The 24,791-nt window shown below is 64.2% G+C and carries 25 protein-coding genes; 14 read left to right on the top strand and 11 right to left on the bottom strand.

What is annotated here, in order from left to right; genetic code table 11:
* The first annotated feature begins 323 nt into the window (after window positions 1-323).
* The 3 genes from B1756_RS00430 to B1756_RS00420 all read left to right on the top strand — a co-directional run bounded on the left by B1756_RS00430 (window position 324) and on the right by B1756_RS00420 (window position 3,596).
* Window positions 324-1,370, top strand: a complete 1,047-nt coding sequence (locus B1756_RS00430; protein WP_086886754.1) for an aliphatic amidase — start codon at window positions 324-326, stop codon at window positions 1,368-1,370.
* Window positions 1,371-1,466: 96 nt separating this feature from the next.
* Complete coding sequence (locus B1756_RS00425; protein ID WP_086886753.1) at window positions 1,467-2,543, top strand: GNAT family N-acetyltransferase; 1,077 nt, start codon at window positions 1,467-1,469, stop codon at window positions 2,541-2,543.
* 96 nt (window positions 2,544-2,639) lie between these two features.
* The gene (locus tag B1756_RS00420; RefSeq protein WP_086886752.1) at window positions 2,640-3,596 is read left to right on the top strand and encodes a TIGR03557 family F420-dependent LLM class oxidoreductase; all 957 of its coding nucleotides are present in this window, start codon (window positions 2,640-2,642) and stop codon (window positions 3,594-3,596) included.
* Window positions 3,597-3,663: 67 nt separating this feature from the next.
* Here the strand turns inward: B1756_RS00420 and B1756_RS00415 are convergent, their stop codons facing one another.
* The 9 genes from B1756_RS00415 to B1756_RS00380 form a co-directional block, all read right to left on the bottom strand.
* A complete protein-coding gene (locus tag B1756_RS00415; protein WP_086886751.1) occupies window positions 3,664-4,344 on the bottom strand; it encodes a LysE family translocator in 681 nt (226 codons plus the stop codon).
* A 182-nt stretch (window positions 4,345-4,526) separates the two neighbouring features.
* Window positions 4,527-4,703: a hypothetical protein gene (locus B1756_RS19290; RefSeq protein WP_161493133.1), complete on the bottom strand. Its 177-nt coding sequence runs from the start codon at window positions 4,701-4,703 to the stop codon at window positions 4,527-4,529.
* 471 nt (window positions 4,704-5,174) lie between these two features.
* On the bottom strand, window positions 5,175-6,353 hold the full coding sequence (locus B1756_RS00410; protein WP_086886750.1) for an ICP22 family protein: 1,179 nt from the start codon (window positions 6,351-6,353) through the stop codon (window positions 5,175-5,177).
* A 263-nt stretch (window positions 6,354-6,616) separates the two neighbouring features.
* Window positions 6,617-6,952, bottom strand: a complete 336-nt coding sequence (locus B1756_RS00405) for a cupin domain-containing protein (protein ID WP_086886749.1) — start codon at window positions 6,950-6,952, stop codon at window positions 6,617-6,619.
* An 88-nt stretch (window positions 6,953-7,040) separates the two neighbouring features.
* A complete protein-coding gene (locus B1756_RS00400; protein WP_086886748.1) occupies window positions 7,041-8,132 on the bottom strand; it encodes an Mrp/NBP35 family ATP-binding protein in 1,092 nt (363 codons plus the stop codon).
* A gap of 75 nt (window positions 8,133-8,207) precedes the next feature.
* Window positions 8,208-8,513: a hypothetical protein gene (locus B1756_RS00395; protein ID WP_086886747.1), complete on the bottom strand. Its 306-nt coding sequence runs from the start codon at window positions 8,511-8,513 to the stop codon at window positions 8,208-8,210.
* Window positions 8,514-8,701: 188 nt separating this feature from the next.
* Window positions 8,702-9,007 carry a hypothetical protein gene (locus B1756_RS00390; RefSeq protein WP_086886746.1) on the bottom strand — a complete coding sequence of 102 codons (306 nt, stop codon included), beginning with the start codon at window positions 9,005-9,007 and terminating at the stop codon, window positions 8,702-8,704.
* Entirely contained in the window at window positions 9,004-10,371 is a 1,368-nt protein-coding gene (gene nrfD / locus B1756_RS00385; RefSeq protein WP_086886745.1) for an NrfD/PsrC family molybdoenzyme membrane anchor subunit, read from the bottom strand. The genes B1756_RS00390 and nrfD overlap by 4 nt, the downstream gene beginning before the upstream one ends.
* The gene (locus B1756_RS00380; RefSeq protein ID WP_086886744.1) at window positions 10,368-12,017 is read right to left on the bottom strand and encodes a 4Fe-4S ferredoxin N-terminal domain-containing protein; all 1,650 of its coding nucleotides are present in this window, start codon (window positions 12,015-12,017) and stop codon (window positions 10,368-10,370) included. The genes nrfD and B1756_RS00380 overlap by 4 nt, the downstream gene beginning before the upstream one ends.
* A 402-nt stretch (window positions 12,018-12,419) precedes the next feature.
* Between B1756_RS00380 and B1756_RS00375 the strand changes: the two genes are divergently transcribed.
* The 4 genes from B1756_RS00375 to B1756_RS00360 are packed head-to-tail and all read left to right on the top strand — an operon-like array spanning window position 12,420 to window position 16,420.
* Window positions 12,420-13,541: a branched-chain amino acid ABC transporter permease gene (locus B1756_RS00375; protein WP_086886743.1), complete on the top strand. Its 1,122-nt coding sequence runs from the start codon at window positions 12,420-12,422 to the stop codon at window positions 13,539-13,541.
* Window positions 13,538-14,866, top strand: coding sequence for a branched-chain amino acid ABC transporter permease (locus B1756_RS00370; RefSeq protein WP_086886742.1), 1,329 nt, complete (start codon window positions 13,538-13,540; stop codon window positions 14,864-14,866). Before B1756_RS00375 ends, B1756_RS00370 begins: the two co-directional genes overlap by 4 nt.
* Window positions 14,859-15,716: an ABC transporter ATP-binding protein gene (locus B1756_RS00365; RefSeq protein ID WP_086886741.1), complete on the top strand. Its 858-nt coding sequence runs from the start codon at window positions 14,859-14,861 to the stop codon at window positions 15,714-15,716. The genes B1756_RS00370 and B1756_RS00365 overlap by 8 nt, the downstream gene beginning before the upstream one ends.
* Window positions 15,716-16,420, top strand: coding sequence for an ABC transporter ATP-binding protein (locus tag B1756_RS00360; protein WP_086886740.1), 705 nt, complete (start codon window positions 15,716-15,718; stop codon window positions 16,418-16,420). The genes B1756_RS00365 and B1756_RS00360 overlap by 1 nt, the downstream gene beginning before the upstream one ends.
* A 174-nt stretch (window positions 16,421-16,594) precedes the next feature.
* Here B1756_RS00360 and B1756_RS00355 read toward each other — a convergent pair whose 3' ends face one another.
* Window positions 16,595-17,854, bottom strand: coding sequence for an ABC transporter substrate-binding protein (locus B1756_RS00355; protein WP_086886739.1), 1,260 nt, complete (start codon window positions 17,852-17,854; stop codon window positions 16,595-16,597).
* 504 nt (window positions 17,855-18,358) lie between these two features.
* Here B1756_RS00355 and B1756_RS00345 point away from each other — a divergent pair.
* The 5 genes from B1756_RS00345 to B1756_RS18930 all read left to right on the top strand — a co-directional run bounded on the left by B1756_RS00345 (window position 18,359) and on the right by B1756_RS18930 (window position 22,978).
* Entirely contained in the window at window positions 18,359-19,903 is a 1,545-nt protein-coding gene (locus B1756_RS00345; protein WP_086889974.1) for an acyl-CoA carboxylase subunit beta, read from the top strand.
* A 6-nt stretch (window positions 19,904-19,909) separates the two neighbouring features.
* Window positions 19,910-20,254 (top strand): DUF8022 family protein, encoded by a 345-nt coding sequence (locus B1756_RS00340; protein WP_120649685.1) that lies wholly within the window; start codon window positions 19,910-19,912, stop codon window positions 20,252-20,254.
* Window positions 20,255-20,398: 144 nt separating this feature from the next.
* Entirely contained in the window at window positions 20,399-22,231 is a 1,833-nt protein-coding gene (locus tag B1756_RS00335; RefSeq protein WP_086886737.1) for an acetyl-CoA carboxylase biotin carboxylase subunit, read from the top strand.
* Between the two features lie 177 nt (window positions 22,232-22,408).
* A complete protein-coding gene (locus B1756_RS19500) occupies window positions 22,409-22,585 on the top strand; it encodes a DUF7501 family protein (protein WP_186336485.1) in 177 nt (58 codons plus the stop codon).
* A 252-nt stretch (window positions 22,586-22,837) separates the two neighbouring features.
* Window positions 22,838-22,978 carry a rubrerythrin-like domain-containing protein gene (locus B1756_RS18930; RefSeq protein ID WP_120649684.1) on the top strand — a complete coding sequence of 47 codons (141 nt, stop codon included), beginning with the start codon at window positions 22,838-22,840 and terminating at the stop codon, window positions 22,976-22,978.
* A gap of 6 nt (window positions 22,979-22,984) precedes the next feature.
* Here the strand turns inward: B1756_RS18930 and B1756_RS00330 are convergent, their stop codons facing one another.
* On the bottom strand, window positions 22,985-23,455 hold the full coding sequence (locus B1756_RS00330) for a DUF7992 family protein (protein ID WP_086886736.1): 471 nt from the start codon (window positions 23,453-23,455) through the stop codon (window positions 22,985-22,987).
* Window positions 23,456-23,552: 97 nt separating this feature from the next.
* Here B1756_RS00330 and B1756_RS00325 point away from each other — a divergent pair, with 97 nt between their 5' ends.
* Together B1756_RS00325 and B1756_RS00320 are read left to right on the top strand one after the other, a co-directional pair.
* Window positions 23,553-23,951 carry an SHOCT domain-containing protein gene (locus B1756_RS00325; protein ID WP_086886735.1) on the top strand — a complete coding sequence of 133 codons (399 nt, stop codon included), beginning with the start codon at window positions 23,553-23,555 and terminating at the stop codon, window positions 23,949-23,951.
* A 59-nt stretch (window positions 23,952-24,010) separates the two neighbouring features.
* A complete protein-coding gene (locus tag B1756_RS00320; RefSeq protein WP_086886734.1) occupies window positions 24,011-24,790 on the top strand; it encodes an HAD-IIA family hydrolase in 780 nt (259 codons plus the stop codon).
* Window position 24,791: the final 1 nt, after the last annotated feature.

Below are 24,791 nucleotides of genomic sequence, written 5' to 3'. Positions count from 1 at the left end.
TCGACCGGGCGCGGGTAAGCGGTTCGATTCCCGCGCTCGATGGCCCGGTGGACGGGACTCGAGTGGACGGTCGGACAGAACGACGAGCCAGGTAGCGGTCGGGCGGCAATCGTCGTTCGGCCTGCACGTAGCAACGTCTCACTCGAACAGTGGTGATCTACAACCGTGTCCGAATGTTGCGACGACCACGTCATAGATATCTACGAATGAGAAAACAATCGAGTAATGATCTAGCACCATTGGGCCGTAGATGTTTCCTAGATGGACGACTATTGTATAAGAAGAACACTTTTGAGTCGTATTCGCCACGTCACGATCGCACAATGAGACACGGAGACATCTCGTCGTCGGCTGACACCGTCGGCGTGGCCGTTCACCAGACCGATGCGCCGAGCCCGGAGACTAAAGCCGAGGTACTCGAGCAGTGTCACAATCTGGCAGATAAGATTGCGGGGATCAAAGCGGGGGCACCGGGGGTCGACTTGGTGATCTTCCCGGAGTACAGCACGCAGGGGATCAACTACGACGAAGACCAGATGATGGACCTCGCGACGGAGATTCCGGGTCCGGAGACCGAGATTTTCTCGGAGGCCTGTCGCGAACACGGCGTCTGGGGCGTCTTCTCGCTGACCGGTGAGAAACACGTTGAGCACCCGGACCGGAACCCGTACAACACCCTCATCCTCATCGACGACGACGGCGAGATCCGGCAGGTCTATCGCAAGATTATCCCGTGGTGCCCGGTCGAGGGCTGGACCGCCGGCGACCAGACGTACGTCACCGAGGGACCGAAGGGCCTGAAGATCAGCCTGATAATCTGCGACGACGGCAACTACCCGGAGATCTGGCGTGACTGCGCCTACAAGGGTGCAGAGTTGATCGTCCGCTGTCAGGGCTACATGTACCCCGCCGCCGAGCAACAGGAACTCGTCGCTCGCCACGCCGCGTGGGCGAACACCTCCTACGTCGCCGTCGCAAACATGGCCGGTCAGGACGAGGTCTACTCCTTTTTCGGCAACTCGAACCTCGTCGGCTTCGACGGGCGCGTCCTCGGGTCCTGTGGAGCCGAACCTGACGTCTGGCAGTACGCCGAACTCTCCGTCTCCGCAATCAGGGACGCACGGGAAAACTGGCAGAGCCAGAATCACCTCTACAAACTCCTCCACCGGGGATACACCTCGACCGAAGACGCCGGACTGGGCGACGGCGAGGCCGCCTGTCCGTTCGACTTCTACGAGGACTGGGTGACCGACCCTGAAGCGGCGAAAGCCCAGATGGAGTCCATCACTCGCGAAACCACCGGTACGGAGTCGGTGCCGCTCGAGGGGCTGACGACGCCAGCGGAGGTGCCGGACGCGGCGGACGACTGATCGTCGACCTGCGGTCGACCGTTTCTCGTCGAAACCTCGGCCTAGGACCGGCCGCCGGCCCCATAACGAAGACCGTCGTCGTCGCGTCACCGAAAAATGGCACTCGAGTCTCGCTCCGAGTCGGCGGAGCCGTACGTCGTCAGATCGTTCGAGCCCGGTGACCGCGAGGGCATCCTCGACCTGCTCGCGACCCAGTGGGGCGACCGGCCGCGTGCGGCGTGGTTCGACTGGAAGTACCGCGAGGATCCCGTCGACTCACCGGTCCCGATCACGCTCGCCGAACGCGACGGCGAGATCGTCGCCGTGCAGGGGTACGTTCCCTGTCGGATTCGCCGCGGGGAGCGGACCGTCCTCGCGCGCAAGCCGGTCGACGCCGTCGTCCACTCCGACCACCGCCGGCAGGGGCTGTACACACGGATTACCGAACACGCAATCGACCGCTACAGCGACGGCGATCCCGCCTTCTTCCTGAACTTCCCGAACGAGGCCTCCCTCGGCGCCCAGCAAAAGCTCGGCTGGTCGGCCGTCGGCATCGTCTCGACGTCCTACCGGATCCACCGTCCAGACGCCCTCGGCTCGAGTCCGAAATCGGGAGGGTTCGACCGGCTTCTCTCCGTCGGACTCGAGGTTGCTCGCAAGGCGGCCGACCGGGTCGTCGGTGGGAGCGGATCGCACCCGATCGAGCGCTATCCCACAGCGCCCGTCGACGTCCTCGAGTCGCTGTACGAATCGCACGTCCCCGACCGGTTGCACGCCCGTCGCGAGGCTGCGTACTACCGCTGGCTCTGTGACGCACCCGACTGCGAGCACACCGTCTATCTCGCTCGCGAGGACGACGACCCCGTCGCGGCCGTCGTCACCCGCGACCACGGCGACGGAACGGTCCACCTCTTCGATGCGCTCCCGATAGGCGTCGACCACGACGCGTTCGACGACCTGCTCGCCGCGGTCGTCGCAGACGCCGCCGACGAGAGCGTCCTCACCGTCACCGACGGAACGCTCCCGGCACGCGTGCGTCGGCGCTTCGGCTTCGTCAGCTCGCGACTCACCCTGCTCTCACGGTTCACGACGCCAACGTTCATGGCCGTCCGCCCGCTCGAGCCGGAGCCCCCGTTCCCGGACCTGACCGAGGCCGATCGCTGGCGCGTCTCGATGCTCGAGGTGACCGACTGACGGCGATTCCGGGTCGGAACGATCGCACCGCCCCGCGGCGGCCGTGTTGCCGGTGCAGGCCAAACCGGTTCCCCACGGACCGTGGAGGATTCCTGCATGGTCGAACTCGGCTATACCCTCTCGAGCGAAGAGCATCCACCAGGCGACCTCGTCAACATCGCCAGCCGGGCGGAGGCGGCGGGCTTCGACTTCCTCTCGATCTCCGATCACTTTCACCCGTGGATCTCCGCACAGGGCGAGTCGCCGTTCGTCTGGTCGACCCTCGGGGCGATCGCCGAGGCGACCGACGAGATCGACGTCGGCGTCGGAGTGACGTGTCCGACGATCCGCATTCACCCGGTGAACGTCGCCCACGCGGTCGCGACCGTCGACGAACTGTTCGGCGACCGCTTCACCTTCGGCGTCGGCACCGGCGAGAACCTGAACGAACACGTCACGGGCGAGCGCTGGCCGGAACACGACGTCCGCCTCGAGATGCTGGACGAGGCGATGGGAGTCATGCGCGACCTCTGGACCGGCGAGACGACGAGTCACCGCGGCGAACACTACACGGTCGAGAACGCCCGGCTGTACACGGTTCCCGAAGAGCAGCCGACGACCATCGCGAGCGCGTTCGGTCCCCAGACCGCCGACTGGGTCGCCGAGAACGCAGACGGGCTCTGGTCGTCCGGGCCGAAAGATGAGGTGGTCGACGCCTTCGAGGACGCCGGTGGCGAGGGGCCGCGATACACGCAACTGCACGGCTGTCACGCCGACAGCGAGGACGAGGCCATCGACACCGTTCTCGAAGTCTGGCCGAACGGCTCGTTGCCGGGCGAACTCGCCCAGGAACTCCCGACGCCTGCCCACTTCGCACAGGCCGCGTCGATGGTCGAACGCGAAGACGTCGCCGACGCCGCGACGATCACCGAGCCCGATCCACAGGTCCACGTCGACAGCATCGAGACTGCGATCGACGCCGGCTACGACCACGTCTACTTCCACCAGATCGGACCCGAGGAAGACCGCGCGATCGAACTCTACGAGGAGGAGATCATCCCACAGTTCCGGTGAGGTGTGGCCGAGAGCGGGGGCTCGGGCGTCGAGAATCCTGACTCGAGGGGGGAACTCCGACGGCGACTCACGCCACCGCGACGAGTCCCATCCCGAGGAAGAGCAGGCCGAAGCCGACCAGCACGAGCGCGCTCAGGGCGGCGACGACGGGTGCCATGGCGTCGACGCGCCTCCCTGCGGCGACCAGTGCGGCCGGATAGGTAACGATCCAGATCGCGATCCCGGCGAAGAAGCCGAGCAACAGCGTCGGCGACCCGGTCTGGACGACGAGCGTCCCTGCCAGCGCCTCACCGACCGCCGGGAGATACGAGAACACGTCGAGGCGACCGGCCTCGAGCAGGCCCACACCAGCAGTGACCCAGAATCCGATCTGGTAGGGATTGGTCAGCGAGAGCGCGAAGGTCTTCCGGAAGCCCGACCCCGTGGTGGTGCCGCCGTCGGTGAACGACGCGGCCGCCCGTACTTCCTGGACCGCCCCAACGGCGAAGTACAGCATCAGGAGGCCGCCCGCGAGGTACAGCGCCGGCCGCACCGGCGGGTAGCGATCGACGAGGGTGACGACGCCAGCGAGCGTCCCCACGAAGAAGAGGACGTCCGCAGCCATCGCCCCGAGGCCGGCCCTGAAGCCCGCGGGCCACCCCCGGAGGACGCTCTCCTCGGCGATGATGGCGTTCATCGGCCCCGGTGGAGCCGCGAGTGCGAGTCCGAAAACCGCCCCCGCGAGGAGGGTTCCGACGGTCGTAAACACACCCGTTACTCGGTGACCTGCCGTGAAAACCACATCGGCCTCGAGTGACGGTCTGGCCTGACGACGTCGGACGTGGAACAAGTGGCGGAAGCGTTTTCCTGTCGGTGGAATGAAGACGTCACCCCGACCCCATCATCGAAACGAGACACCGTGTCGGTCGTTTCTGGGTAGCGGGGTCGAGACTACCCCTCGAGGACGTCACCCGGAACCGGACAGCCACAGGGGACTGCGACGTGCTGGTCCGGGTCTGCGGTCCCGAGAGCCTCGATCGGCGTCCCACAGGTTGGACATGGGGTAGCGTCCGGGTCGTCTTCGGGGAGCGCGAACGGGTCGTCGGCCCAGAAACAGCCACCGCTCATCGTCGTCGCCTCCGGTGGCCGTGTGGTCGCCGGCCATCTCCGCGCTGGCGAGGTCGCAGGCGCTCGGGGTCACCGACTGCTGGTGGCTCTCGAACGGCAGCGTATCCCCGAAACAGCGGCCGGGCTGGTCGCCCGCCGACGTCGAGGACCGTGTCGATCAGGAAGCGATACGCTCGTCGTGCGAGACGTTTATATTTCGGAAGCAGGAACTGGAACATGGCTTGCATAGGTCGCTATGGAAGCCAGTCTCAGGTGCCCTTACACCTGGGACGTTTCGGCGCACGTCCCCGCGTCGGCTCGGAGCTGACTTCCGGGCTCTTATTCACCAAGTAGAGATTTATATCTATTGAAATATCTTCGATACGAACCCGTCGAACCCTTCGTCCGCACCTCGAGCGGGCTCAGGACCACACTCGAGCAACAGCCGGACAGACGGGATCGCCCGGAGAAGCGTCTCGCGTGGCGCGTCCCTCAGCCGAGTGCGTCCTCGAGGACCTCGTCGATGCCGTCGATCACGTCCTCCGCAGGGTCGTCTGCGACGCCGTCGTCGTCGGGGCCATCGTCGAAGAGCCCGCCGTCGGAGTCGTCACCGGGACCGGCAGGCTCGCCGCCGGAGTCGTCGACCGGGTCAGCCTCCTCGGCGTCGTCCTCGACCGGACCCGTCTCGGCAGCGCCGTCTTCGTCGTCGGGTTCACCGTCGGCACCCGGTTGGTCACCCGGGTCTTGCCCGGGCGGTCCCTCACCATCGGGGCCGTCGCCCTGTGGCTCGTCACCTGGCGGACCATCACCGGGCTCGTCTGGCGGGCCGTCGCCCTGTGGCTCGTCACCCGGCGGGCCGTCACCGGGCTCGTCTGGCGGGCCGTCACCGGGCTCGTCTGGCGGGCCGTCACCGGGGCCCTCGTCTGCTGATTCGTTCTCCGACTCGTCGCCCGAATCGTCACTGAAGATGTCATCGAACGGACCGCCGTCACCGTCTTCGTCGACGGTGTCCTGTTGCTCATCAGCCTCGTCGTCGGCCTCGTCCCCGTCGGAATCATCTTCGTCCGCCTCGGCTTCGTCGTCCGAATCGTCCCCGAACAGGGTGTCGAAGAACCCGCTGTCGTCGTCTTCGCCGTCGGAGTCGTCAACGTCGTCTCCGTCGTCCTCCTCGGCGTCGGCTGCATCGTCGCTATCGGCAGCCGATTCCGCGTCGTCACTCTCGGTTCCATCGTCGCCGTCGTCGTCGGCGACCGTCGCCGTCTCGAGACCGTTCTCTGCCACGTCGTCGCCGTCGTCATCGGCGACCCCATCCGCGGCCGACTCGAGGGCGTCGTCGTCGACCTCGAGAGCCTCGTTTGTGTCCTGTGACTGGGTATCCTGTGTCGCGAGGAACTCGGGGGCGACGAGCGCGACGGTCGCGCCGAAGGCGAGCAAGACGAGCGCGATGGTGAGGACCGTCCAGAGCGTGTGTGGGCCAGCAGGTCCGGAATCAACACCGCCCGTTGCCGCCGGACCCGAGCCGGGTCCGTCACCCGAATCTGGGCCGGGAGCAGCGCCGGGACCGGCACCGGCGTCGGCATCGCTGTCGGTCCCGGCACCAGCACCGCTATCGCCATCGACGCCACCACGCGAGCCAGCATCGTCGACGTCCGGTTCGTCAGCACCCTCCATGTGGTTTCCCGACTCGAGGGTACGCGACTCCGGTCGCTTTGTTAACCGCACCATTTGCACTCCGGGTGCCACGCGATCACGGACGAGCCTGGAGTTCCGGTCGGCCGGAACTCGGGCCTACAACCAGAACGCGCGCTCGACGACCGCACACTCCGGAAATCGGGACGTCGCCGCCGCTCGAACGCGGTAGGATCGCGCTACAGAGCGGCGGGAGAACCAGTTCACGGACGACGGTACGTCCCGGGCTATCGAGCGAGGCGAACTTACCCCGACCCCGGCATGGGGGACAGTGACGCCGTGAAGACGACCGGCTCGTCGGTCTCGTTTCGTGCACCGTGAGCCACGCCGCGGTCGTGCCGGATCACACCCGGTGCCTCGACGTCCTCGGTCTCGTCATCCCTGATGACCGTCACCGTCCCCTCGAGAACGTGGAAGACGTTCGTGCTGTCACCGTGTTCGTGCGCCTCGAGTTCCGCCCCCGGCCCGAGTGCGAACGCCTTCACGAGGACGTCGTCGGTGACGACCAGTTCCGTCGACTCGAGGTCGCCCGCATCGGGCTCGAGGTCGGCGATTGCGGCTGCGTATTCGTCGAGTGCCATACCGGGAACTCGACCGTGGAGGGACCTAAAGCCACCTGCCGGTGACGTCGGCTGGACGAGTTCGATACCGCAGAAAACTGCCCGGGCCTCAGTCCTCGGTTTCGGTCGGGAGAGTGTCGAACGGTTCGTCGGAGGTGTTCTCGGCGACCGTCCGGCGGTTGGCCTCGCCGACGCTGTTAGAAATCTCTGCGACGAGGTCGGAGACGTGCTCCTGGACGGGGCTGTCGTCGTCTTTGACGATCGGCCCAGAGGTGCCGTCGGCTCCGAAGTCGGGGTGGATCGGGATGCGACCCAGCAGCGGGACGTCGTAGTTGTCGACGATGCCGTCTGCACCTTCGGTGCCGAACAGACCGTGTTCGTCGCCACAGCTCGGGCAGACGAACGAACTCATGTTCTCGACGACACCGAGGACGGGCGTGTCGTGTTTCTGGAACATCTGGACGCCTTTCCGGGTATCGTCGAGCGCCATCTCCTGTGGCGTCGTGACGACGACGGCACCCGTGACCGGCATCGACTGCAGGAGGTTCAGCGTCGCGTCACCCGTCCCCGGCGGCAGGTCGACGACGAGGTAGTCCAGTCGGCCCCACTCGACGCCCTCGAGGAATTTCAGCATGAACTTGTTGACCATCGGGCCACGGAGGATCGCCGGGTCGTCTTCGTCTTCCATCATGAAGCCCATGCTGATGACCCGAACGCCGTCCGAGCGCGGCGGGACGATGTCCTCGTTGGGCATCACGCCCGGTTCGCCCTCGACTGGCAAGATGCGGGGGACGTTCGGTCCGTGGATGTCGGCATCGAGGATACCGACCATCGCACCGCGCTTCTCGAGACCCGCCGCAAGGTTCGCGGCGACGGTGGTCTTGCCGACCCCACCCTTGCCGGAGGCGACCGCGATCACGTTGCGGACGCGGGGCAAGACGGTATCGTCGAAGCCGTGTTCCTCGCCGACGTGTGCTCGCAGGTCCGCCTCGAGGCCGACTTCGTCGCACAGTTCGCGGATCTTGCCACCGATCTCCATCTCCGAGGGCGCGTACGGCGCGTTGAACGCCAGCGAGATCCGGGCGGTCTCGTCTTCGATGACGACGTCGTTGACCAGCCCGAGGGTGACGATGTCCTCGCCGATGTCGGGGTCCTCGATCTCCTCGAGTCTAATCTTGAGTTCGTGCTCGGTGATACTCATAGAGGTCTACGTTAGGCTATCAGTTGGTCGGCGAACGGGATACGTGTGATGGTTCGTACGTCGTGCGGGAGGTCGTCAGGTCGGTCCCGTCGGGCCGATCGGCTCCGGCGCGCCGCCGAAGAAGACGATGCCGATGAGGACGGTCAATACGAACATACTCGCCCACATCGACGTCACCAGTCCGACGAGATAGGTGACGCCGATCAGCCCGGTCCTGGTGTCTCGAGGCGTGCCGGTGAACCAGGCGATGACCATCACGTAGATCGGTACGAGGACGACGCCGAAGATCAACCACGTCCCCGTGTTCGGGAAGCCAGTCTGGCCCGCCGTCCCCTCGTAGCCATGGTAAAGAACCATCGCGAGATCCGCTGTGAGGCTCATGCTGGCCGACTCCACCTCGTACCGGGGTGGTGCTGGTGCGTGGGAACGCAGGCACGCTATAGGAGAGACTCACTCGAGAGCGGACGGAAAATCGGATCGGTGAACGAACGGAGTGCGGACCACGTGCGTTCGGACGAGGTCCCAACGGTAGCTCGGGTACGGTTGCTGGAGTCGATCAGTGGGCCGGGTTACGGACCGGGTGAACTGATCGGCTCCGGCGCGCCGCCGAAGAAGACGATGCCGATGATGACGGTCAGGAAGAACATCGGCACCCACATGCCGAGAGTGATCCCGACGAGGTAGACGACGCCCATGACGGCCGTCTTGGTGTCTCGTGGTTCGCCGACGAACCAGGCGACGATCATCGTGTACACCGGCACCAGGATAACCCCGAAGATGAGGTAGGTCCCGATGTTCGGGAAGCCGGTCAGGCCTTCGGTGCCGCCGACGCCGGCGTAGAGCACGGACTCGAGTGCGGCTGCGCTCAGGCTCATGCTTTCACCTCCTGCTCGCTTGCGCTGTCAGTTGGCTCGTCGTGACCGTGGCCGTGGTCGCCACGCAGGTGTTCGATCGCGTGGAGTTCGACCACGGGCACGAGTTTGGCGAGCACGAGGAAGAACAGCGTCACCATGCCGATAGTTCCCAGGATCGAGGAGAGCTCGATCCAGCTTGGGAAGTAGTCTCCGGGGGTGGCCTCGTAGATGCTGAACGTTGGGTACCACAGGCCCGAGAGAACGAAGTAGGTCTTCTCGACGAGGGTCGCGATCAGCACGAGGACACCAGCGCCGATGGCGCGGGCCTTCGTGAACAGCGACGGCCGGAGGACCGTCGCGAAGATGAACGCGAGTACGCCGAAGACCATCAACATCGGGACGACGTACATCGGGTGGGAGAGCTTCGACGCCGAGGACGGCTGGGCGTCGACCGGCGGGAAGAAGTTACCCGTGGTGAGCTGCTGGAGCTGCAGCCAGAGGAACAGCAGGCAGAAAAAGCCCAGCCACAGCAACAGGCCACGGAAGATGTCGTCGGTGATGATGTGGTCCCAGTCGTACGCGCGTCGGAACGCGTAGGAGACGATGATCACGCCGGAAATTGCGGAGGTCAGCGCGATCGTGAGGAACTGCGGCCCCTGGATGCCGCCGAACCAGCTCGGGTAGGTCGGCAGCAGGGCGAACAGCCACGGGATCACACCGCCGTGGAGGAGGAGCGGAGCCATGATGATGATCGCGAGGGCGACCCACCAGACCATCCGCTCGATGACCTCGTCTTCTTTCTCGGAGTAGCCGATCGTCATCATCTTGTAAACCGGCTCGAACATGTCCGGCAACTGGTCACGCAGTCGGGTGATGTCGTACCGGAGCGTCAGCCCGAGGTACGTCGCCGTCAACACGAAGTAGGCCGTGATGACGGTCACGTCCCACACGAGCGGCGAGTTGTTGACCGTGATGTAGTAGTGACCAACGATGCTGGTGACCATCCGGTCGGGACGGCCCATGTGGACGATGATGTAGAAGCCAGCCGCCGAGAGGCCAGCGAGGGTGAGCATCTCTGCGAGTCGTGCAACCGGCATGTAACGGTCCATGCCGAGCAGGCGGACTGCCGCAGAGAGGATGATCCCTCCGTGGGCGATCCCGACCCACCAGATGAACGCGCCGATGTACAGTCCCCACGTGACACCGCCACCGGATCCCCAGTCGGAGAGACCGGTGACGATCATCCCCTGCTGGAGCTGGTAGAGCCAGCCCACGAGGAAGATAGCAAAGGCAAGCGATGCGGCACCGAACAGCAGGAAGTACTTCTTCGAGGTGTTCTGAATCGGTCGCAGGATGTCGGCTTCGGTGGGGGTCTTGGTGCTCACAGTGAACCACCCGTCCAGCCGACGGTACCCTCGTCGAGAACGTCCTTGCGGTTGTCGGCGAGGTCGATGTCCTCACCGGAGACCGTGGTGTAGGAGATCTGCTCGTAGCTTGCACCCGTACCGGTCGGCTCGCGCTGTTCGGCACGCGGACCGGGCTCGTTGCCGAGGTACTGGATGTTGGGGTTGGTGCCGATGTCTTCGAGCAGCTGGTAGCTCGAGGACGGGGCCCCGGCGAAGCGCTCGAGGACGATCTGAGCGTCGGATTCGCCGCCGTCGAGGTCGAGTTCGGCGAGGAACTCCTCGTCTTCGAGGTCGAGGCCGTGATCTTCGAGGACCTCGAGTGCATCGAGCACTTCCTGCTCGTACTCGGCGATCATGCTCTGTTCGTCCTCTGGCGCTTCGCCCATGTGTTCGCCGGTCATCTCGACGGCGAGCATGAGCGCGAGCGTCTCCTCGTCGAGTTCCTCGGTCGCCTCGAGCACCGACTCGAGGTCGGCGTCGGCGTCTCCGAGGTCTTCCTCGAGGGTGTCTGGGCTGGGCATGCTGAGCGCCGAGAGGGTACGACCGCGGCTCGGGTTGCGGCGGTACTTCGTCGGGTCGCTCAGGTCGTCGTTGACGTTCCCGAACTGGATGGCGTCCGGTGGGCAGGCGTCCATACAGGCGGTCGTGCCGCGGAAGTCCGCGCCCATGTGCTCGTCCTGTCGGGTCGGGCACATCGTACACTTGCTCATGACCCCACGCGGTGCGCGGCTGTCGACCCAGCGCCCGCGGTCGTCGGTCATGTGGTCGCCCATGCCCATCTCTTCGTAGTGGTCGGCGATGTCGTCGGTCGAGACCGACGGCTCGTCCCACTGGAAGTAGTTGACGCCGTACGGGCAGGCGACCTGACAGTAGCGGCAGCCGATACAGACGTCGTAGTCGGTCAGGACGAGGCCGTCGTAATCACGGGTGTGACGGGCCGTCGTCGGACAGACCTTCTCACAGGGGGCATCCGTACAGTGCTGGCACGGGCGAACGAGACGGTTCGCGGCCGGACCGGCCGCACGGGCGAGCGAGGATTCAGTTCCTTCCTCGTTGTCCGGATCGTCGAACTCGAGAACGTACATCCAGTTGACGCCCGAGTCGAGCTGGTTCTCGTCGGCACACGCGGTGACACAGGAGAGACAGCCGTCACAGCGCTCGAGGTCGATGGTCATCCCCCACTGGAGACCATCGTCGTCGTCTTCTTCCTGGGCGGCCGCGATCGACGGTTCCGGGTCCGCATCGGGTTCGTCGACCGTCGCCCACGCGCCGAGCCCGAGGAAAGCTGCACCAGCGCCCATCTTCTTCATGACGTTTCGGCGATCCTCTTCGCCGTCGCCGTCGAACTTCTCGAGCATCCGGGAGAACGTTCCCTCTTCGACGGCCTTGGCCTCCTCGTAGGCCTCCTGGGTCGGACGCTCGTCCTCGCCGAACTCCGCCATCACGTCGTCGTGGTACTTCTCGTGGAATTCGGCTTCGGAGAGGTCGCCTTTGGTGACGGCCATCGCGTCTTTGGCCATCTCCATCCCGAGGTCCGTGTCGTATTCGGTGTCCTCGAGCATCTCTTCCATCTGACCTTCCCACTCACTCCCGAGTGGATGGAACGATTCGTCGTCCGCACTCATTTCCGCACAACACCTCTTGTCATAGTGATCCAGTCACCGAGTAGTTACACACCGATCCATACTTGAATACGTTCATTTGTGGCTCCTCTACTGCCCCCTCACGACTAGATCCCGATGAATTGCGGAGCCGATTTCCACCGCGTGAGAATGGAATCGAACATGATCGGTCATATATAAATAATACGGAAGCGAGACTCTGGCAGGGAACACGACACTCGAGTCCCGGCTGGAACCGTCCCGCGCGAGCGGGTGTCCACCTTCCGCCACTTTCGTCCGATGGTGGCCGAGTCGTCGTGCAGTTTCGCGGTGAGTCGCGTTCACCGCCCCGTCACAGTAGTGTCTGTGATTTGATGAACAGATCTGTCGTGAACTATTTCAACTCGGACTGATAGACTCGCAGGTATGAGTACAGGCACAGAACGGGGAAGGTTTGCCGACGTTTCGGCTCAGGACGTGCTCGGGTGGGTGTTGATCCTCGGGCTCGTCGTTCTGGGGGTCCATCTCGTGTGGCAACTATTCACAGGAGACCTCACGCTTGGACGACTGGGACGATACGTCTGGAACGGATTCGTAGACTCGCTGTACATCGGGCTCGCGGCGATCGGACTCTCGATGACCTACAGCATCCTTCGGTTCGCGAACTTCTCGCACGGGGACCTGATAACCACGGGGGCGTTCTCGGGGTGGACGGCCGCCTACGTCATCGGCGGGATCGGTATCGCAGAACTGAGCAGTCGACTCCTGTTGCGGGCTGACGGCGGTGCACAGCCTGGAGAAGTCGGGATGAGCATCCTCGGGTCGCCGGTCGCGATCGTGCTGGGACTCGTTACGGCGGCGGTCATCACGATCCTCGTCGCCCTCGCGATCGACAGGCTCGTCTACCGGAACCTCCGCAATGCAGACGGGATCACGCTACTCATCGCCAGCGTTGGCGTCGCACTGGCGCTCCGGTACGTGATCGCGTTCTTCTATACGTCGGACACGCGCGGGGTCGTCGCGTCGTCGCCGTCGCTGACCGACGAGCACCTGTCGGTGATCGGCCTGCTCCCAAGCGGATCGATCAACCTCCACGAGGCGACGCTCGTCATCTCGGCATTGACGCTGATCGTCGCGGTCCACCTGCTGTTGCAGTACACCAAACTCGGGAAGTCGATGCGGGCGATGTCCGACAACAAGGACCTCGCGCTCATCACCGGGATTCCGACCGAGCGCGTGATCTTCTCGACGTGGGTCATCGGTGCCGGCCTCGCGGGCGTCGCGGGCTATCTGATCGTCCTCGACCGGGGGCAGATCACGATCAATCTGGGCTGGTTCCTCCTCTTGCTGATCTTCGCCGCGGTCATCCTCGGCGGGATCGGTTCGATCTACGGGGCCCTCGCCGGGTCACTCGTCATCGGCATGACGATCAACCTCTCGCTGGTCTGGATCCCTGCCGACCTAAACGAGATCGCAGCCTTCACGCTGATGATCCTCGTGTTGATCTACAAACCTGACGGTCTGTTCGGGGGGGTGGAGACCGCATGAGCGACTCGAGACTCGACGTGTTACTCGAGGAAACCGGCCTCCCACAGTGGGCCAACGACCTGCTGTTGATCGCCGGATTCGTCCTCGCTACCTACGTTTTCTTCGGGATCCTCGGCGTGCTCACTGGCGTCTCGACGAACGAGATCGTCGGCACGCTCCAGTCGATCACGTTCTTCGGTGCCGTCTTCGCGCTCGTCGCGCTCGCGTTGAACCTCCACTGGGGCTACACCGGTCTGTTCAACATCGGTGTGGCCGGCTTCATGGCGGTCGGCGTCTACACGATGGCGATCCTGACGGCGTCGCCCGACGCCTCGCCCGCCGGGCTCGGCCTTCCGATCTGGGTCGGCATCATCGGCGGAATGGTTGCCGCAGCGCTCGTCGGACTCGTTGCAGGCCTGCCCGCGTTGCGCGTACGCGCGGACTATTTCGCAATTGTGACGCTCGGACTCGCCGAGATCATCCGGCTCGCGCTCCTCTCGGGGTCGCTTCGGACGGTGGAGATCGGTGGTACCGAGTACGGGACCGGCGGCGGTAGCGGCATCCGATACACTCCCGTCGACAGCGTCGTGGGGTGGGTCCTCGACCTCCAGCTACCCGTTCTCGACTGGGCGTTCGGCCAGCTGTTCGCGGCCGCCCAGATACTCGGCATCCAGCCGTCGATCGTCGAGAACGCTCTCTACACCGCGGTCCTGATCGCGTTCGTGATCGCGTTCTACGTCTTCCTCAGCAGGATCGCAAACTCGCCGTTCGGGCGCGTCCTGAAGGCGATCCGCGAGGACGAACTCGCGACCCGATCGCTCGGCAAGAACACAGACCGCGTGAAGCTCATCGTGTTCATGGTCGGCTGTAGCCTGATGGGACTGGCGGGCATCCTCTGGATGGGGAGCCGGAGTTTCGTCTCTCCGGATAGTTTCATGCCGATCGTCACGTTCTACGTCTTCGTCGCGCTCATCGTCGGCGGCTCGGGATCGAATACCGGCAGCGTCATCGGCGGGTTCGCTTTCGCTGCCTTCCTCTACGAAGGGCCGCGGTTTATCCGGGCGATCGTTCGTGCAAACGCCGACGTCCGGTCGCCGGCGACGGTTTACGACGCGTTCGTCGCGATCGGCTCGGGCGACGTGATGCCGATGGTCGGCTACGTGGTTGGCTCGCTCGACGAGATCCGGTTCATCCTCGTCGGCGTCGTCCTCGTGTTACTGATGCTCTGGAAACCGGACGGGCTGCTCGGTCACCGTACCGAGATCGCCGCGGCGACGGACCTCTCGCGCCGGCCCGCTACCACGGACGGCGCCACCGCAACCGACGGAGGTGAGACCGATGAGTGACGCCGACGCAACTACCAGCACAGAGTCAGCTGCGTCGAACGAAGTGACCACCACTGGGGCCGACAGCCGCCGACGACTCGACGACCCGATCCTCGAACTCGAGGGCGTCGTCAAACGGTTCGGCGGGATCACCGCCGTCGACGGGGCGAGTTTTCAGGTCGAGCGTGGCTCGATCACGGGTCTCATCGGCCCGAACGGGGCCGGCAAGTCGACGACGTTCAACTGCATCACCGGTGTCCACACGCCCGACGAGGGCTCGATCGTCTTCGACGGGACCGACATCACCGGCAACGCCCCACACAGGGTGGCGAACGAGGGACTCGTGCGCACCTTCCAGATCGCTCGCGAACTCCCCGAGATGACAGTCCTCGAGAACATGATGCTGGCACCGAAAGACCAGCTCGGGGAGTCACTGTGGCGGTCGGTCGCGCCCGTCTCCCGACAGCGAGTCGTCGAGCAGGAAGAAGAACTCCGCGAGCGCTCCTGGGAGATGCTCGAGTTCTTCGAGATCGACCACCTCGCCGAGGAGGAAGCTGGCAACCTCTCCGGTGGCCAGCGCAAACTGCTCGAGTTCGCCCGGGCGTTGCTGACCGACCCCGAGATGCTCCTGCTGGACGAGCCGATGGCCGGCGTCAACCCGTCACTCGAGAAGAAGCTACTCGAACACGTACACGAACTGCAGGATCAGGGCTACACGTTCCTGCTGGTCGAACACGACATGGACGTCATCATGAACCACTGCGAACACGTCGTCGTCATGCATCAGGGTAGCGTCCTCGCGGAAGGCGAGGCCGCCGAGATCAAGTCGAACGAGCAAGTCATCGAGGCCTACCTCGGAGGTGACGTCTGATGGCGCTACTCGAGGTGGATTCACTCGACGCGGGCTACGGCGACTTACAGATCCTGAACGGGGTCGACATGACCGTCGACGAGGGCGAATACGTCACGATCGTCGGCCCGAACGGGGCCGGCAAGTCGACCGTGATGAAGTCCATCTTCGGGCTGACGGAGTACATGGGCGGCGCTGTCACCTTCCACGACGAGGCGATCCACGGCCGTCGCCCCGAAGAGATCATCGAGACTGGTATCGGATTCGTCCCTCAGAACGACAACGTATTTCCGACACTGACGGTCCTCGAGAACCTCGAGATGGGCGCGTACATCCTCGACGAGGTGCCGGAGGACCGCCTCGAGTGGATCTTCGAGCGATTCCCGATCCTCGAAGAACGGCAGGACCAGAAGGCAGGGACCATGAGCGGCGGTCAACAGCAGATGGTCGCGATGGGGCGGGCACTCATGCTCGAACCGGATCTCCTGATGCTCGACGAACCCAGCGCTGGGCTCGCGCCGGACCTGGTCGACGACATGTTCGACCGGATCGACCGGATCAACGACGACGGCACGGCGATCCTGCTGGTCGAACAGAACGCCAAGGAAGCGCTCCGGCGCTGTGACCGGGGCTACGTCCTCGTGCAGGGCGGGAACCGGTACGAAGACAGCGGCGACGCCTTACTCGGCGACGAACAGGTCAGGCAGGACTTCCTCGGCGGATAACGCCTCGAGCCGGCGATCCCGCTGGCGACCCCATCCGTTCTCTCTCGTTTTACGACCCCCTCGAGCTCACAGTTTCTCCCGTCTCGAGGCTGTGCCGACGCGACTGGCCTCGTCGTATGCGTCTGGACGGATCGACCCCGAGCAAAAAATCGAAACCGAGCCGGACGACCGCGATCAGTTGTACTCGTACTGGTCGGTGACTTCGAAGCCGTCCATACTGTACTCGAAGATGTCGTAGGTGGCCGCCTCGAGGTCGCCGTTGTCGTCGAAAACGACCTCGCCCGAGGCACCCTGGTACTCGATCTCTTCGCCATCTGCAGCCAGATCGAGGCCGTCGGCAAGGTTGTCGGGCGTCACGACCTCGCCGCCGGGGTTCGCGACCTGGCGAACCTGTTCGCTCACTGCGGGGCCGGAGAGCTCGTCTGCGCGGAGCTGGGCGAGGATGTGGATCGACGTCGCATCGTAGGCCTGTGCGGTGAACACGCCCGGGGAGCTGCCGTACTCGGATTCGAACATGTCCGTGAACGTATCGGCACCGGGGCCAGCGGCTGCCGGAGCCGTCCCGAAGACGTTCTCCATCGGATTGTCGACGTTTGCCGGCAGGTTCTCGTCCTGGAGGCCGTCCGGAACGATGATCGGCGTACCGTCGTCGAAGTCCGAGTAGAAGTCTCGGAAGATCTGGACCCCGCTGTCGGGGTAGCCAACGATCATCAGCACGTCGGGGTCGTCTGCCAGCGCCGACTCGAGTTCCGAGGAGTACGACGGCTGTTCCGGTTCGAAGGCGACCTGCTCGAGCACTTCGCCGCCGAGATCCTCGACCGTCTCGACGAACGCGTCGTTGAGTCCCTGTCCGTAGTCGTTGTTCAGGTAGAACGTCGAGGCGGTCTGTGCACCTTCTTCCTCGACGACGATCTCGCCCATCACCGGACCTTGCAGCGCGTCGGTCGGGCACGTCCGGAACAGGTAGTTGCCGTCCATCGGTGTGATGTCAGGCGACGTGCTGGCTGGCGAGATCGCGACGACCTCGTTCGGGATGAAGACGTCCTGGGCAGCCGCGATCGTCACGGCCGAGGACGCTGCACCAGTGATCGACGGGTAGCCAGCGTTGACCAGCGACTCGGCGCCACTGATACCAGCTTCGGGGTCGGTCTCGGTGTCTTCCTCTCGGATGTCGATCTCGTAGGCAACGCCTTCGTCTTCGAGCTGGGTTCCCGGCAGGATTGCAGCGTCGCGGATCGGTGCACCGAGGTCGCTCAGGTCACCGGTGACCGGCAGCAGCGTCCCGACCATCGCGTCGACCTCGTCGGCGTCGGGGTCGTCTCCAGCGCCGGCACCGGCACCGTTTCCGTTCGCGTCGAGACAGCCAGCGAGCGCGAGCCCGCTGCCTGCTGCGATTCCACTCAGCACCCTTCGTCGGTTGATTTCCCGGACCATGGCGAACGATGGCACTCGATCCTATAAAGCATTGTTGGACGTGAGTGTCACTTTTTGCCGTCCATCGCGTTCAGTTTACGGTCGCCAGAAGGAAATATTGGCGTTCAATTGATCTGTTGTGATATCGTCTACTCTCTCGGCGTCACGACGAGTCGCCGACTCCGTCACGAAGAGTGGCGGCATGCAGAACGCGTTCGGACCGGACGTGCGCCGGGATCCACGCACCTCGAGTTCCTCGACGGAGGGGTTTCGACCGGCAGACGAACCGTGTCAAATTCGACACGCATACGGAAGAACGTTCCCGCTGGCTCCTCGAATCGAGTCGAGGAACGACATCGGCCACCCGGTTCCTGCTCGAGGGACGATGCTGGAATAAAAACCTTGCTTCCCTCACTATCGTTGCCACAAGATAGGTTATTAATCGTGACACAGTTACGGAATCCTTTTCCGGGTGGTCGTCGCATCAGGCGATATGAAACCGACAGGGGTGTCCACCGCATGACGATGGAGGACCGTATCGACGAACTCGAGGACCTTCGTGAAGAGGCACGCCTCGGTGGTGGCGAAGAGCGGATCGAAAAGCAACACGAGAAGGGGAAGATGACCGCACGCGAGCGGATCGATTACTTCCTCGACGACGGCACCTTCACGGAGTTCGACCAGCTTCGGACCCACCAGACGAGTCAGTTCGGAATGGAAGAAAAGAAGATCCCGGGCGACGGCGTCGTCACGGGCTACGGAGAGGTCAACGGGCGGACGGTGTTCGTCTTCGCTCACGACTTCACTGTCTTCGGCGGCTCGCTCGGTGAGGTCTTCGCCGAGAAGGTCTGCAAGGTGATGGACATGGCGATGGAAGTCGGTGCGCCCATCGTCGGGCTCAACGACTCCGCGGGTGCGCGCATCCAGGAAGGTGTCAAGAGTCTCGCCGGATTCACCGAGATCTTCCGTCGAAACCAGGAAGCGAGTGGCGTCGTTCCCCAGATTTCGGGCATCATGGGCCCGTGTGCCGGTGGGGCAGTCTACTCGCCGTCGATCACCGACTTCATCTTCATGGTGAAAGACACGAGCCACATGTACATCACCGGTCCAGGGGTCACCAAGACCGTTACCGGTGAGGAGGTCACCCACGAGGAACTCGGCGGGGCGATGACCCACGCCGGCAAGACGGGCGTCGCCCAGTTCGCCTGCGAGTCAGAAGAGCAGGCCTTAGACGACATCAAGCGACTTCTCTCGTACCTCCCGCAGAACAACGTCGAGGACCCGCCGAACGTCTCCTCGTGGGACGACCCGGACCGACGCGACGAGGAACTCAAGTCGATCGTCCCACCGAGTCCGCAGAAACCGTACGACATGGTCGACGTCATCGACAGCGTCGTCGACGAGGGCTCGTTCTTCGAGGTCGCCGACAACTACGCCCAGGAACTCGTCGTCGGCTTCGCCCGCCTCGACGGCCGTTCGGTCGGCATCGTCGCCAACCAGCCCCGGGTCAACGCCGGCACCCTTACCGTCGACTCCTCGATGAAGGGGTCGCGATTCGTCCGCTTCTGTGACTCCTTCAACATCCCGATCGTCACCTTCGTGGACGTCCCCGGCTACATGCCCGGGACCGATCAGGAACACCGCGGCATCATCCGCCACGGCGCAAAACTCCTCTACGCGTACGCGGAGGCGACCGTTCCCCTGCTGACGGTCATCACCCGCAAGGCCTACGGCGGTGCCTACTGCGTCATGGCCTCGAAGAACCTCGGCGCGGACGTCAACTACGCCTGGCCAACCGCCGAAATCGCCGTCATGGGCCCACAGGGAGCAGTCAACATCCTCTATCGCAAGGAACTCGCCGAAGCCGACGATCCCGACGAACTGCGGGACGAACTCATCGAGGAGTACCGCGAGGAGTTTGCCAACCCGTACACTGCCACGGACAAGGGCTTCCTGGACGACGTCATCGATCCGACCGAGACCCGTCCGCGGCTGATCGACGACCTCGAGATGTTAGAGACCAAGCGCGAATCGAACCCGGACAAGAAACACGGCAACATTCCGCTGTAACCCGAGATGGCATCACAGAATCACGCAGAGGTGGCCGACGCCGACGGTCCGAGCGAGGCCCGCGACGAGCCGGTCGACTCGAGCGTCCCCGGACTGGAGACGGTCTCGATCTCGCTGCCCGCGGACGCGACCGACGAGGAAGCAGCGGCGATCACCGCTGCAATCGGTGCCCACCTTCACGATCACGCGCTGGCCGTTGCTGCGGCCGCGGCTTCCGGCGAGGAGACGTGGGACGACAGACGGTGGGCCTTCGGTGGCCGGATCCGCGATCAGCAACAGCGACGCGTTCGCGTCCCCCGCGATGCACCGACTAACCCGTGGACGGCTGCGGGGCGAACGGACCGCTTCTGAACCGGGCGGACTCGATCGCGGTCTCTTCTCGCAGGTTGGTTCTGTTCGTGGCAACTGCCTGCCGATTTCGATTCGTGGCAAAATCGACGCAGCCAGCCTGTTGCGAAAAAGTAAGGTAGGGTCCCGTCGACATTTTCCACAGGAATGTTCAGGAAGGTTCTGGTGGCAAACCGCGGAGAGATCGCCGTTCGAGTGATGCGGGCGTGTGAAGAGTTGAACGTCGGGACCGTCGCAATCTATTCGGACGCGGACAAGGATTCCGGACACGTCCGATACGCCGACGAGGCGTACAACGTCGGCCCCGCCCGGGCGGCCGACTCCTACCTCGACCACGAGGCTGTCATCGACGCCGCCCGTCGAGCCGACGCCGACGCCATCCACCCCGGGTACGGCTTCCTCGCGGAGAACGCCGAGTTCGCCGCCAAGGTCGAAGCTGCCGAGGGGATCACCTGGATCGGCCCCTCGAGCGAGGCGATGGAATCACTCGGCGAGAAGACGAAAGCCCGGACGATCATGGACGAGGCCGACGTGCCGATCGTTCCCGGAACTACCGACCCCGTCACCGATCCCGGGGAGGTCAAAACCTTCGGTGAGGAACACGGCTACCCGATCGCGATCAAGGCCGAAGGCGGTGGCGGCGGCCGCGGGATGAAGGTCGTCTGGGAGGAAAGCGAGGTCGAAGACCAGCTCGAGAGCGCCCAGCGCGAGGGTGAGGCCTACTTCGACAACGACTCGGTCTACCTCGAGCGCTACCTCGAACAGCCACGACACATCGAGGTTCAGATCCTCGCGGACGAACACGGCAACGTGCGCCACCTCGGCGAGCGAGACTGTTCGCTTCAGCGGCGTCACCAGAAGGTCATCGAGGAAGGCCCGTCCGCCGCGTTGACGGACGAACTCCGCGAGAAGATCGGCGAAGCCGCCCGACAGGGCGTCGCCGCCGCCGACTACACCAACGCCGGCACCGTCGAATTCCTCGTCGAAGAGGACCCCGACCGCGACGGCCCGCTCGGCCCCGACACCAACTTCTACTTCCTCGAGGTCAACACGCGTATCCAGGTCGAACACTGCGTCACCGAAGAGATCACCGGCATCGACATCGTCAAGCGCCAGATCAGGGTCGCCGCGGGCGAGGAGATCGACTTCGAACAGGACGACGTCGAACTCGACGGTCACGCCATCGAGTTCCGGATCAACGCCGAGAACGCGGCCGAGGACTTCGCCCCCGCGACGGGTGGCACGCTCGAGACCTACGATCCACCGGGTGGGGTCGGCGTCCGCCTCGACGACGCGCTCAAACAGGGTGACGAACTCGTCACCGACTACGACTCGATGATCGCGAAGCTAATCGTCTGGGGTGAAGACCGCGCGGAGTGTATCGACCGCTCCATGCGTGCTCTCACCGAGTACGAGATCGAGGGCATCCCGACGATCATTCCGTTCCACCGACTGATGCTCACCGACGAGGAGTTCGTCGCGAGCACGCACACGACGAAGTACCTCGACGAAGAGATGGATCAGAGCCGTATCGAGGAAGCCCAGGAGCAGTGGGGCGGCGACACCGGCGACGGCGCAGGCGACGACGAGGACGTCGTCGAACGCGAGTTCACCGTCGAGGTCAACGGCAAGCGCTTCGAGGTCGAACTCGAGGAACGCGGCGCACCGGCGATCCCGGTCGGCGACGTCGACGCTGGCGCCACGCAGGCCGGCCCACCGCAGCCTGCCGGTGGCGACAGCGGCGGGAGCGCCGAGGTTGCCGGCGACGGCGAGACAGTCGACGCCGAGATGCAGGGGACGATCCTGTCGATCGAGGTCGAGGAAGGCGACGAGGTCGCCGCCGGAGACGTGCTGGTGGTCCTCGAGGCCATGAAGATGGAAAACGACATCGTCGCCTCTCAGGGTGGCACCGTCACCGATGTCGCCGTCGAGGAAGACCAGAGCGTCGACATGGGAGACACGCTCGTCGTCCTCGAGTAGTCACTCTTTTGTTCGATCGCGTTCGCGACTCGTTTCCTTCGTCGGTGTGTCGATCGTCGACTGTCGGCTGGTGAGACCGTTCGCCGATTGTAATATAATGCCATTATACCCCACACCACTATTTTCACTATATGCAGGAAGCGTTTATATGAACGACCCTGAAAGATCCGAGTAGTCATGGCCGTAAATGCAACCTGGACGGACCCGATCACCTGCCCGTTCTGTGGTTCCCAGCTGGCATCCCCCGGTGCGGGGTTCGTCGACCACCTCGAAGAGAGTGATACCTGTGAGAGCGAATTCGACCACTGGCGGTCGAACCTGGCGAGTGACCTCGCTGGCGAGTGGAGCGGCTAGTTGTTCGATCACTGGTCGTGCTCTCTCGTCTCGCCACGCCGGGCCCGGCGTGCTCGAGCATCGCCACCGGCGGTCGCCATCGACACCGTTCTCGCGTCCTCTTTCCACTGACGCTCGTTACGGGTACGGTCAGCGAGAGAAAATCACACGGTCGTTCAGAATATAGGGTAATCTGGTGTGAGAATATTCACGGAGTACCCGGTTACACATATTAGCCAAACAGTTACTTCGTTCCAGCGGCCCGAACCGGGCATGCTACGATTCGATCCGTACACGCCATCGCAATCGTACTACGAATGTACCCGGTGTGGATATCGCGAACCGGCCGAACAGCTTCCGAAGTGCCCGGACTGTGGCGGGCGAACGCGTAACATCGCCGTCGCGCGGGAGTGACGACGGTCAATCGAAATCCGGCAGGTCCTCTGGCGGTTCGTAAGATGCCTCCCAGTCGATGTACCGCTCTTTGAGGATGACACAGACTTGCTGACCGAACTCGGTCAACTCGGCGTTGATCGCCGAGACCGTCCCCCAGGTGTCGAGGTCGGGATGGTACTCCCGTTCCTGCCAGTCCTCGGGAATCCCCGGGGCGTGATAGCCGACGCGGTCGGCGAAGTCGTCCCAGAAAAAGTCGAACTCTGCGAAGAGTTCGAGGTCCCGGGTGATCTCGTACTCTCGCTCTTCGAGGTCCGTCTCCGCCACCCACTCCTCGAACGCCTCGTTCCAGGCCCCGTCCTCGAGGAGGTCCTGGAGTTCCTCACGCCGATAGTCGACCTCGTGTGGGTCGTCGGCGGCGACCGTCGCGTCCTCGTACTCGTTCGGATCGACGAAGGAGAGTTCCGGTGGTGCCGGGGGTTCGACCTCGAGTCCCATACGCGTGTGATGGGCCGGTTGCGGGATAAGAATTCCTCCCCGCGGCCGCTGCTGCAGGCGTCAGTGGTTATATTGTGTCGACCCACGAACAGGGGATATGGGTAGTGACTCCGGGGACGGGCGGCGTTACAGCGCCGTCGAGCTGTTCGCCCTGAAGTTCGTCCTCGCGGACGTCGTCATCATCCTGGTCCTGTTGCTTGCGGGGCCGGTCTACGCGGTTCTCGTGACCGCCCTGTTCGTTCTCAGCACCGTTCTTCTGTGGTACCTGATGGGCCGTGAGTCGTCTGAACGAGCCAGTGAAGCGCCGGCCACAGAACACGAGGAGACCGATTCCGTCGATCCCGTGACGACGCTGCAAGAACGCTACGCCGCAGGCGAGCTTACTGAGTCGGAATTCGAGGAACGACTCGAGATGTTGATCGAATCCAACGAGCGGGCCGACGACGCCGGGATCGAGACCGACGACCTCGATCTGGGACTCGAGCGCTCGCGGTGAGTCGGCCGCTTCTCGAACGCTCCCGAACACTCAACCCGACTCACGCCCAAGGACGGCCAATGACGACCTACGAGGCGGCGATCGTCGACGTCGACGGGACGATCGTCCGCGGCAACGAACTCATCCCCGGCGCGACGGACGGTCTGACAGCCCTCGACGCCGCTGGCTGTGACCGACTGCTGTTTTCGAACAACCCGACACGCGGCAGCGACCACTACGGCGAGCGACTCGAGCCCCACGGCATCGTCGTCGATCCCTCGTCGGTGCTCACCTCCGCGACCGTCACCGCAGAGTACCTCGCGTCGACCCACGCGGCCGATCGAGTGTTTCTCGTCGGCGGCTCCAGACTCGAGGCGATCCTCGAAGACGCCGGTGTCACCCTCACCGACGATCCGGAGTCAGCCGACGTCGTCCTCGGTTCGTTCACGACCGGCTTCTCCTACGGAACGCTCTGGGAGTCCCTGCGAGCGTTCGACGACGGCGCCCCCTTCTACGGCACCGATCCCGACGTGACGATTCCGACCGACGAGGGACTGATCCCCGGCTCGGGGGCGATCCTCGCCGCCATGGAGGCCGTCGCCGGGCGCGAACCCGACGCCATCCTGGGAAAGCCTTCGACCGTCGCCGCGGAAGCCGCACTCGGCCGACTCGAGACCGACCCGGCCCGGACGCTGGTCGTCGGTGACCGCCTCGACACCGACGTCGCCCTCGGCGAACGGGCCGGGATGGAAACCGCGGTCGTCCTCACTGGCGTCACCGACCGCGAGACCCTCGCGTCGTCGCCCATCGAGCCGGATCACGTCCTCGAGTCACTGGCCGAAGTCGAGACGTTGCTGTGAC

The organism is Natrarchaeobaculum aegyptiacum (assembly GCF_002156705.1).
Taxonomy (GTDB): domain Archaea; phylum Halobacteriota; class Halobacteria; order Halobacteriales; family Natrialbaceae; genus Natrarchaeobaculum; species Natrarchaeobaculum aegyptiacum.
Note: the sequence above shows the minus strand (reverse complement) of the source record. Positions and strands in the feature narration are given on the sequence as shown.

Excerpts from the sequence above, each read along its gene's own strand:
- B1756_RS00425 (WP_086886753.1), top strand. The coding sequence starts at position 1,467 with ATGGCACTCGAGTCTCGCTCCGAGTCGGCGGAGCCGTACGTCGTCAGA.
- B1756_RS00410 (WP_086886750.1), bottom strand. The coding sequence starts at position 6,353 with ATGGAGGGTGCTGACGAACCGGACGTCGACGATGCTGGCTCGCGTGGT.
- B1756_RS00380 (WP_086886744.1), bottom strand. The coding sequence starts at position 12,017 with ATGAGTGCGGACGACGAATCGTTCCATCCACTCGGGAGTGAGTGGGAA.
- B1756_RS00340 (WP_120649685.1), top strand. The coding sequence starts at position 19,910 with ATGGCATCACAGAATCACGCAGAGGTGGCCGACGCCGACGGTCCGAGC.
- B1756_RS00420 (WP_086886752.1), top strand. The coding sequence starts at position 2,640 with ATGGTCGAACTCGGCTATACCCTCTCGAGCGAAGAGCATCCACCAGGC.
- B1756_RS00360 (WP_086886740.1), top strand. The coding sequence starts at position 15,716 with ATGGCGCTACTCGAGGTGGATTCACTCGACGCGGGCTACGGCGACTTA.
- B1756_RS00320 (WP_086886734.1), top strand. The coding sequence starts at position 24,011 with ATGACGACCTACGAGGCGGCGATCGTCGACGTCGACGGGACGATCGTC.
- B1756_RS00365 (WP_086886741.1), top strand. The coding sequence starts at position 14,859 with ATGAGTGACGCCGACGCAACTACCAGCACAGAGTCAGCTGCGTCGAAC.
- B1756_RS00400 (WP_086886748.1), bottom strand. The coding sequence starts at position 8,132 with ATGAGTATCACCGAGCACGAACTCAAGATTAGACTCGAGGAGATCGAG.
- B1756_RS00335 (WP_086886737.1), top strand. The coding sequence starts at position 20,399 with ATGTTCAGGAAGGTTCTGGTGGCAAACCGCGGAGAGATCGCCGTTCGA.
- B1756_RS00430 (WP_086886754.1), top strand. The coding sequence starts at position 324 with ATGAGACACGGAGACATCTCGTCGTCGGCTGACACCGTCGGCGTGGCC.
- B1756_RS00375 (WP_086886743.1), top strand. The coding sequence starts at position 12,420 with ATGAGTACAGGCACAGAACGGGGAAGGTTTGCCGACGTTTCGGCTCAG.
- B1756_RS19290 (WP_161493133.1), bottom strand. The coding sequence starts at position 4,703 with ATGAGCGGTGGCTGTTTCTGGGCCGACGACCCGTTCGCGCTCCCCGAA.
- B1756_RS00325 (WP_086886735.1), top strand. The coding sequence starts at position 23,553 with ATGGGTAGTGACTCCGGGGACGGGCGGCGTTACAGCGCCGTCGAGCTG.
- B1756_RS19500 (WP_186336485.1), top strand. The coding sequence starts at position 22,409 with ATGGCCGTAAATGCAACCTGGACGGACCCGATCACCTGCCCGTTCTGT.
- B1756_RS00345 (WP_086889974.1), top strand. The coding sequence starts at position 18,359 with ATGGAGGACCGTATCGACGAACTCGAGGACCTTCGTGAAGAGGCACGC.
- B1756_RS00370 (WP_086886742.1), top strand. The coding sequence starts at position 13,538 with ATGAGCGACTCGAGACTCGACGTGTTACTCGAGGAAACCGGCCTCCCA.
- B1756_RS00390 (WP_086886746.1), bottom strand. The coding sequence starts at position 9,007 with ATGAGCCTGAGCGCAGCCGCACTCGAGTCCGTGCTCTACGCCGGCGTC.
- B1756_RS00395 (WP_086886747.1), bottom strand. The coding sequence starts at position 8,513 with ATGAGCCTCACAGCGGATCTCGCGATGGTTCTTTACCATGGCTACGAG.
- B1756_RS00330 (WP_086886736.1), bottom strand. The coding sequence starts at position 23,455 with ATGGGACTCGAGGTCGAACCCCCGGCACCACCGGAACTCTCCTTCGTC.
- B1756_RS00355 (WP_086886739.1), bottom strand. The coding sequence starts at position 17,854 with ATGGTCCGGGAAATCAACCGACGAAGGGTGCTGAGTGGAATCGCAGCA.
- B1756_RS18930 (WP_120649684.1), top strand. The coding sequence starts at position 22,838 with ATGCTACGATTCGATCCGTACACGCCATCGCAATCGTACTACGAATGT.
- B1756_RS00405 (WP_086886749.1), bottom strand. The coding sequence starts at position 6,952 with ATGGCACTCGACGAATACGCAGCCGCAATCGCCGACCTCGAGCCCGAT.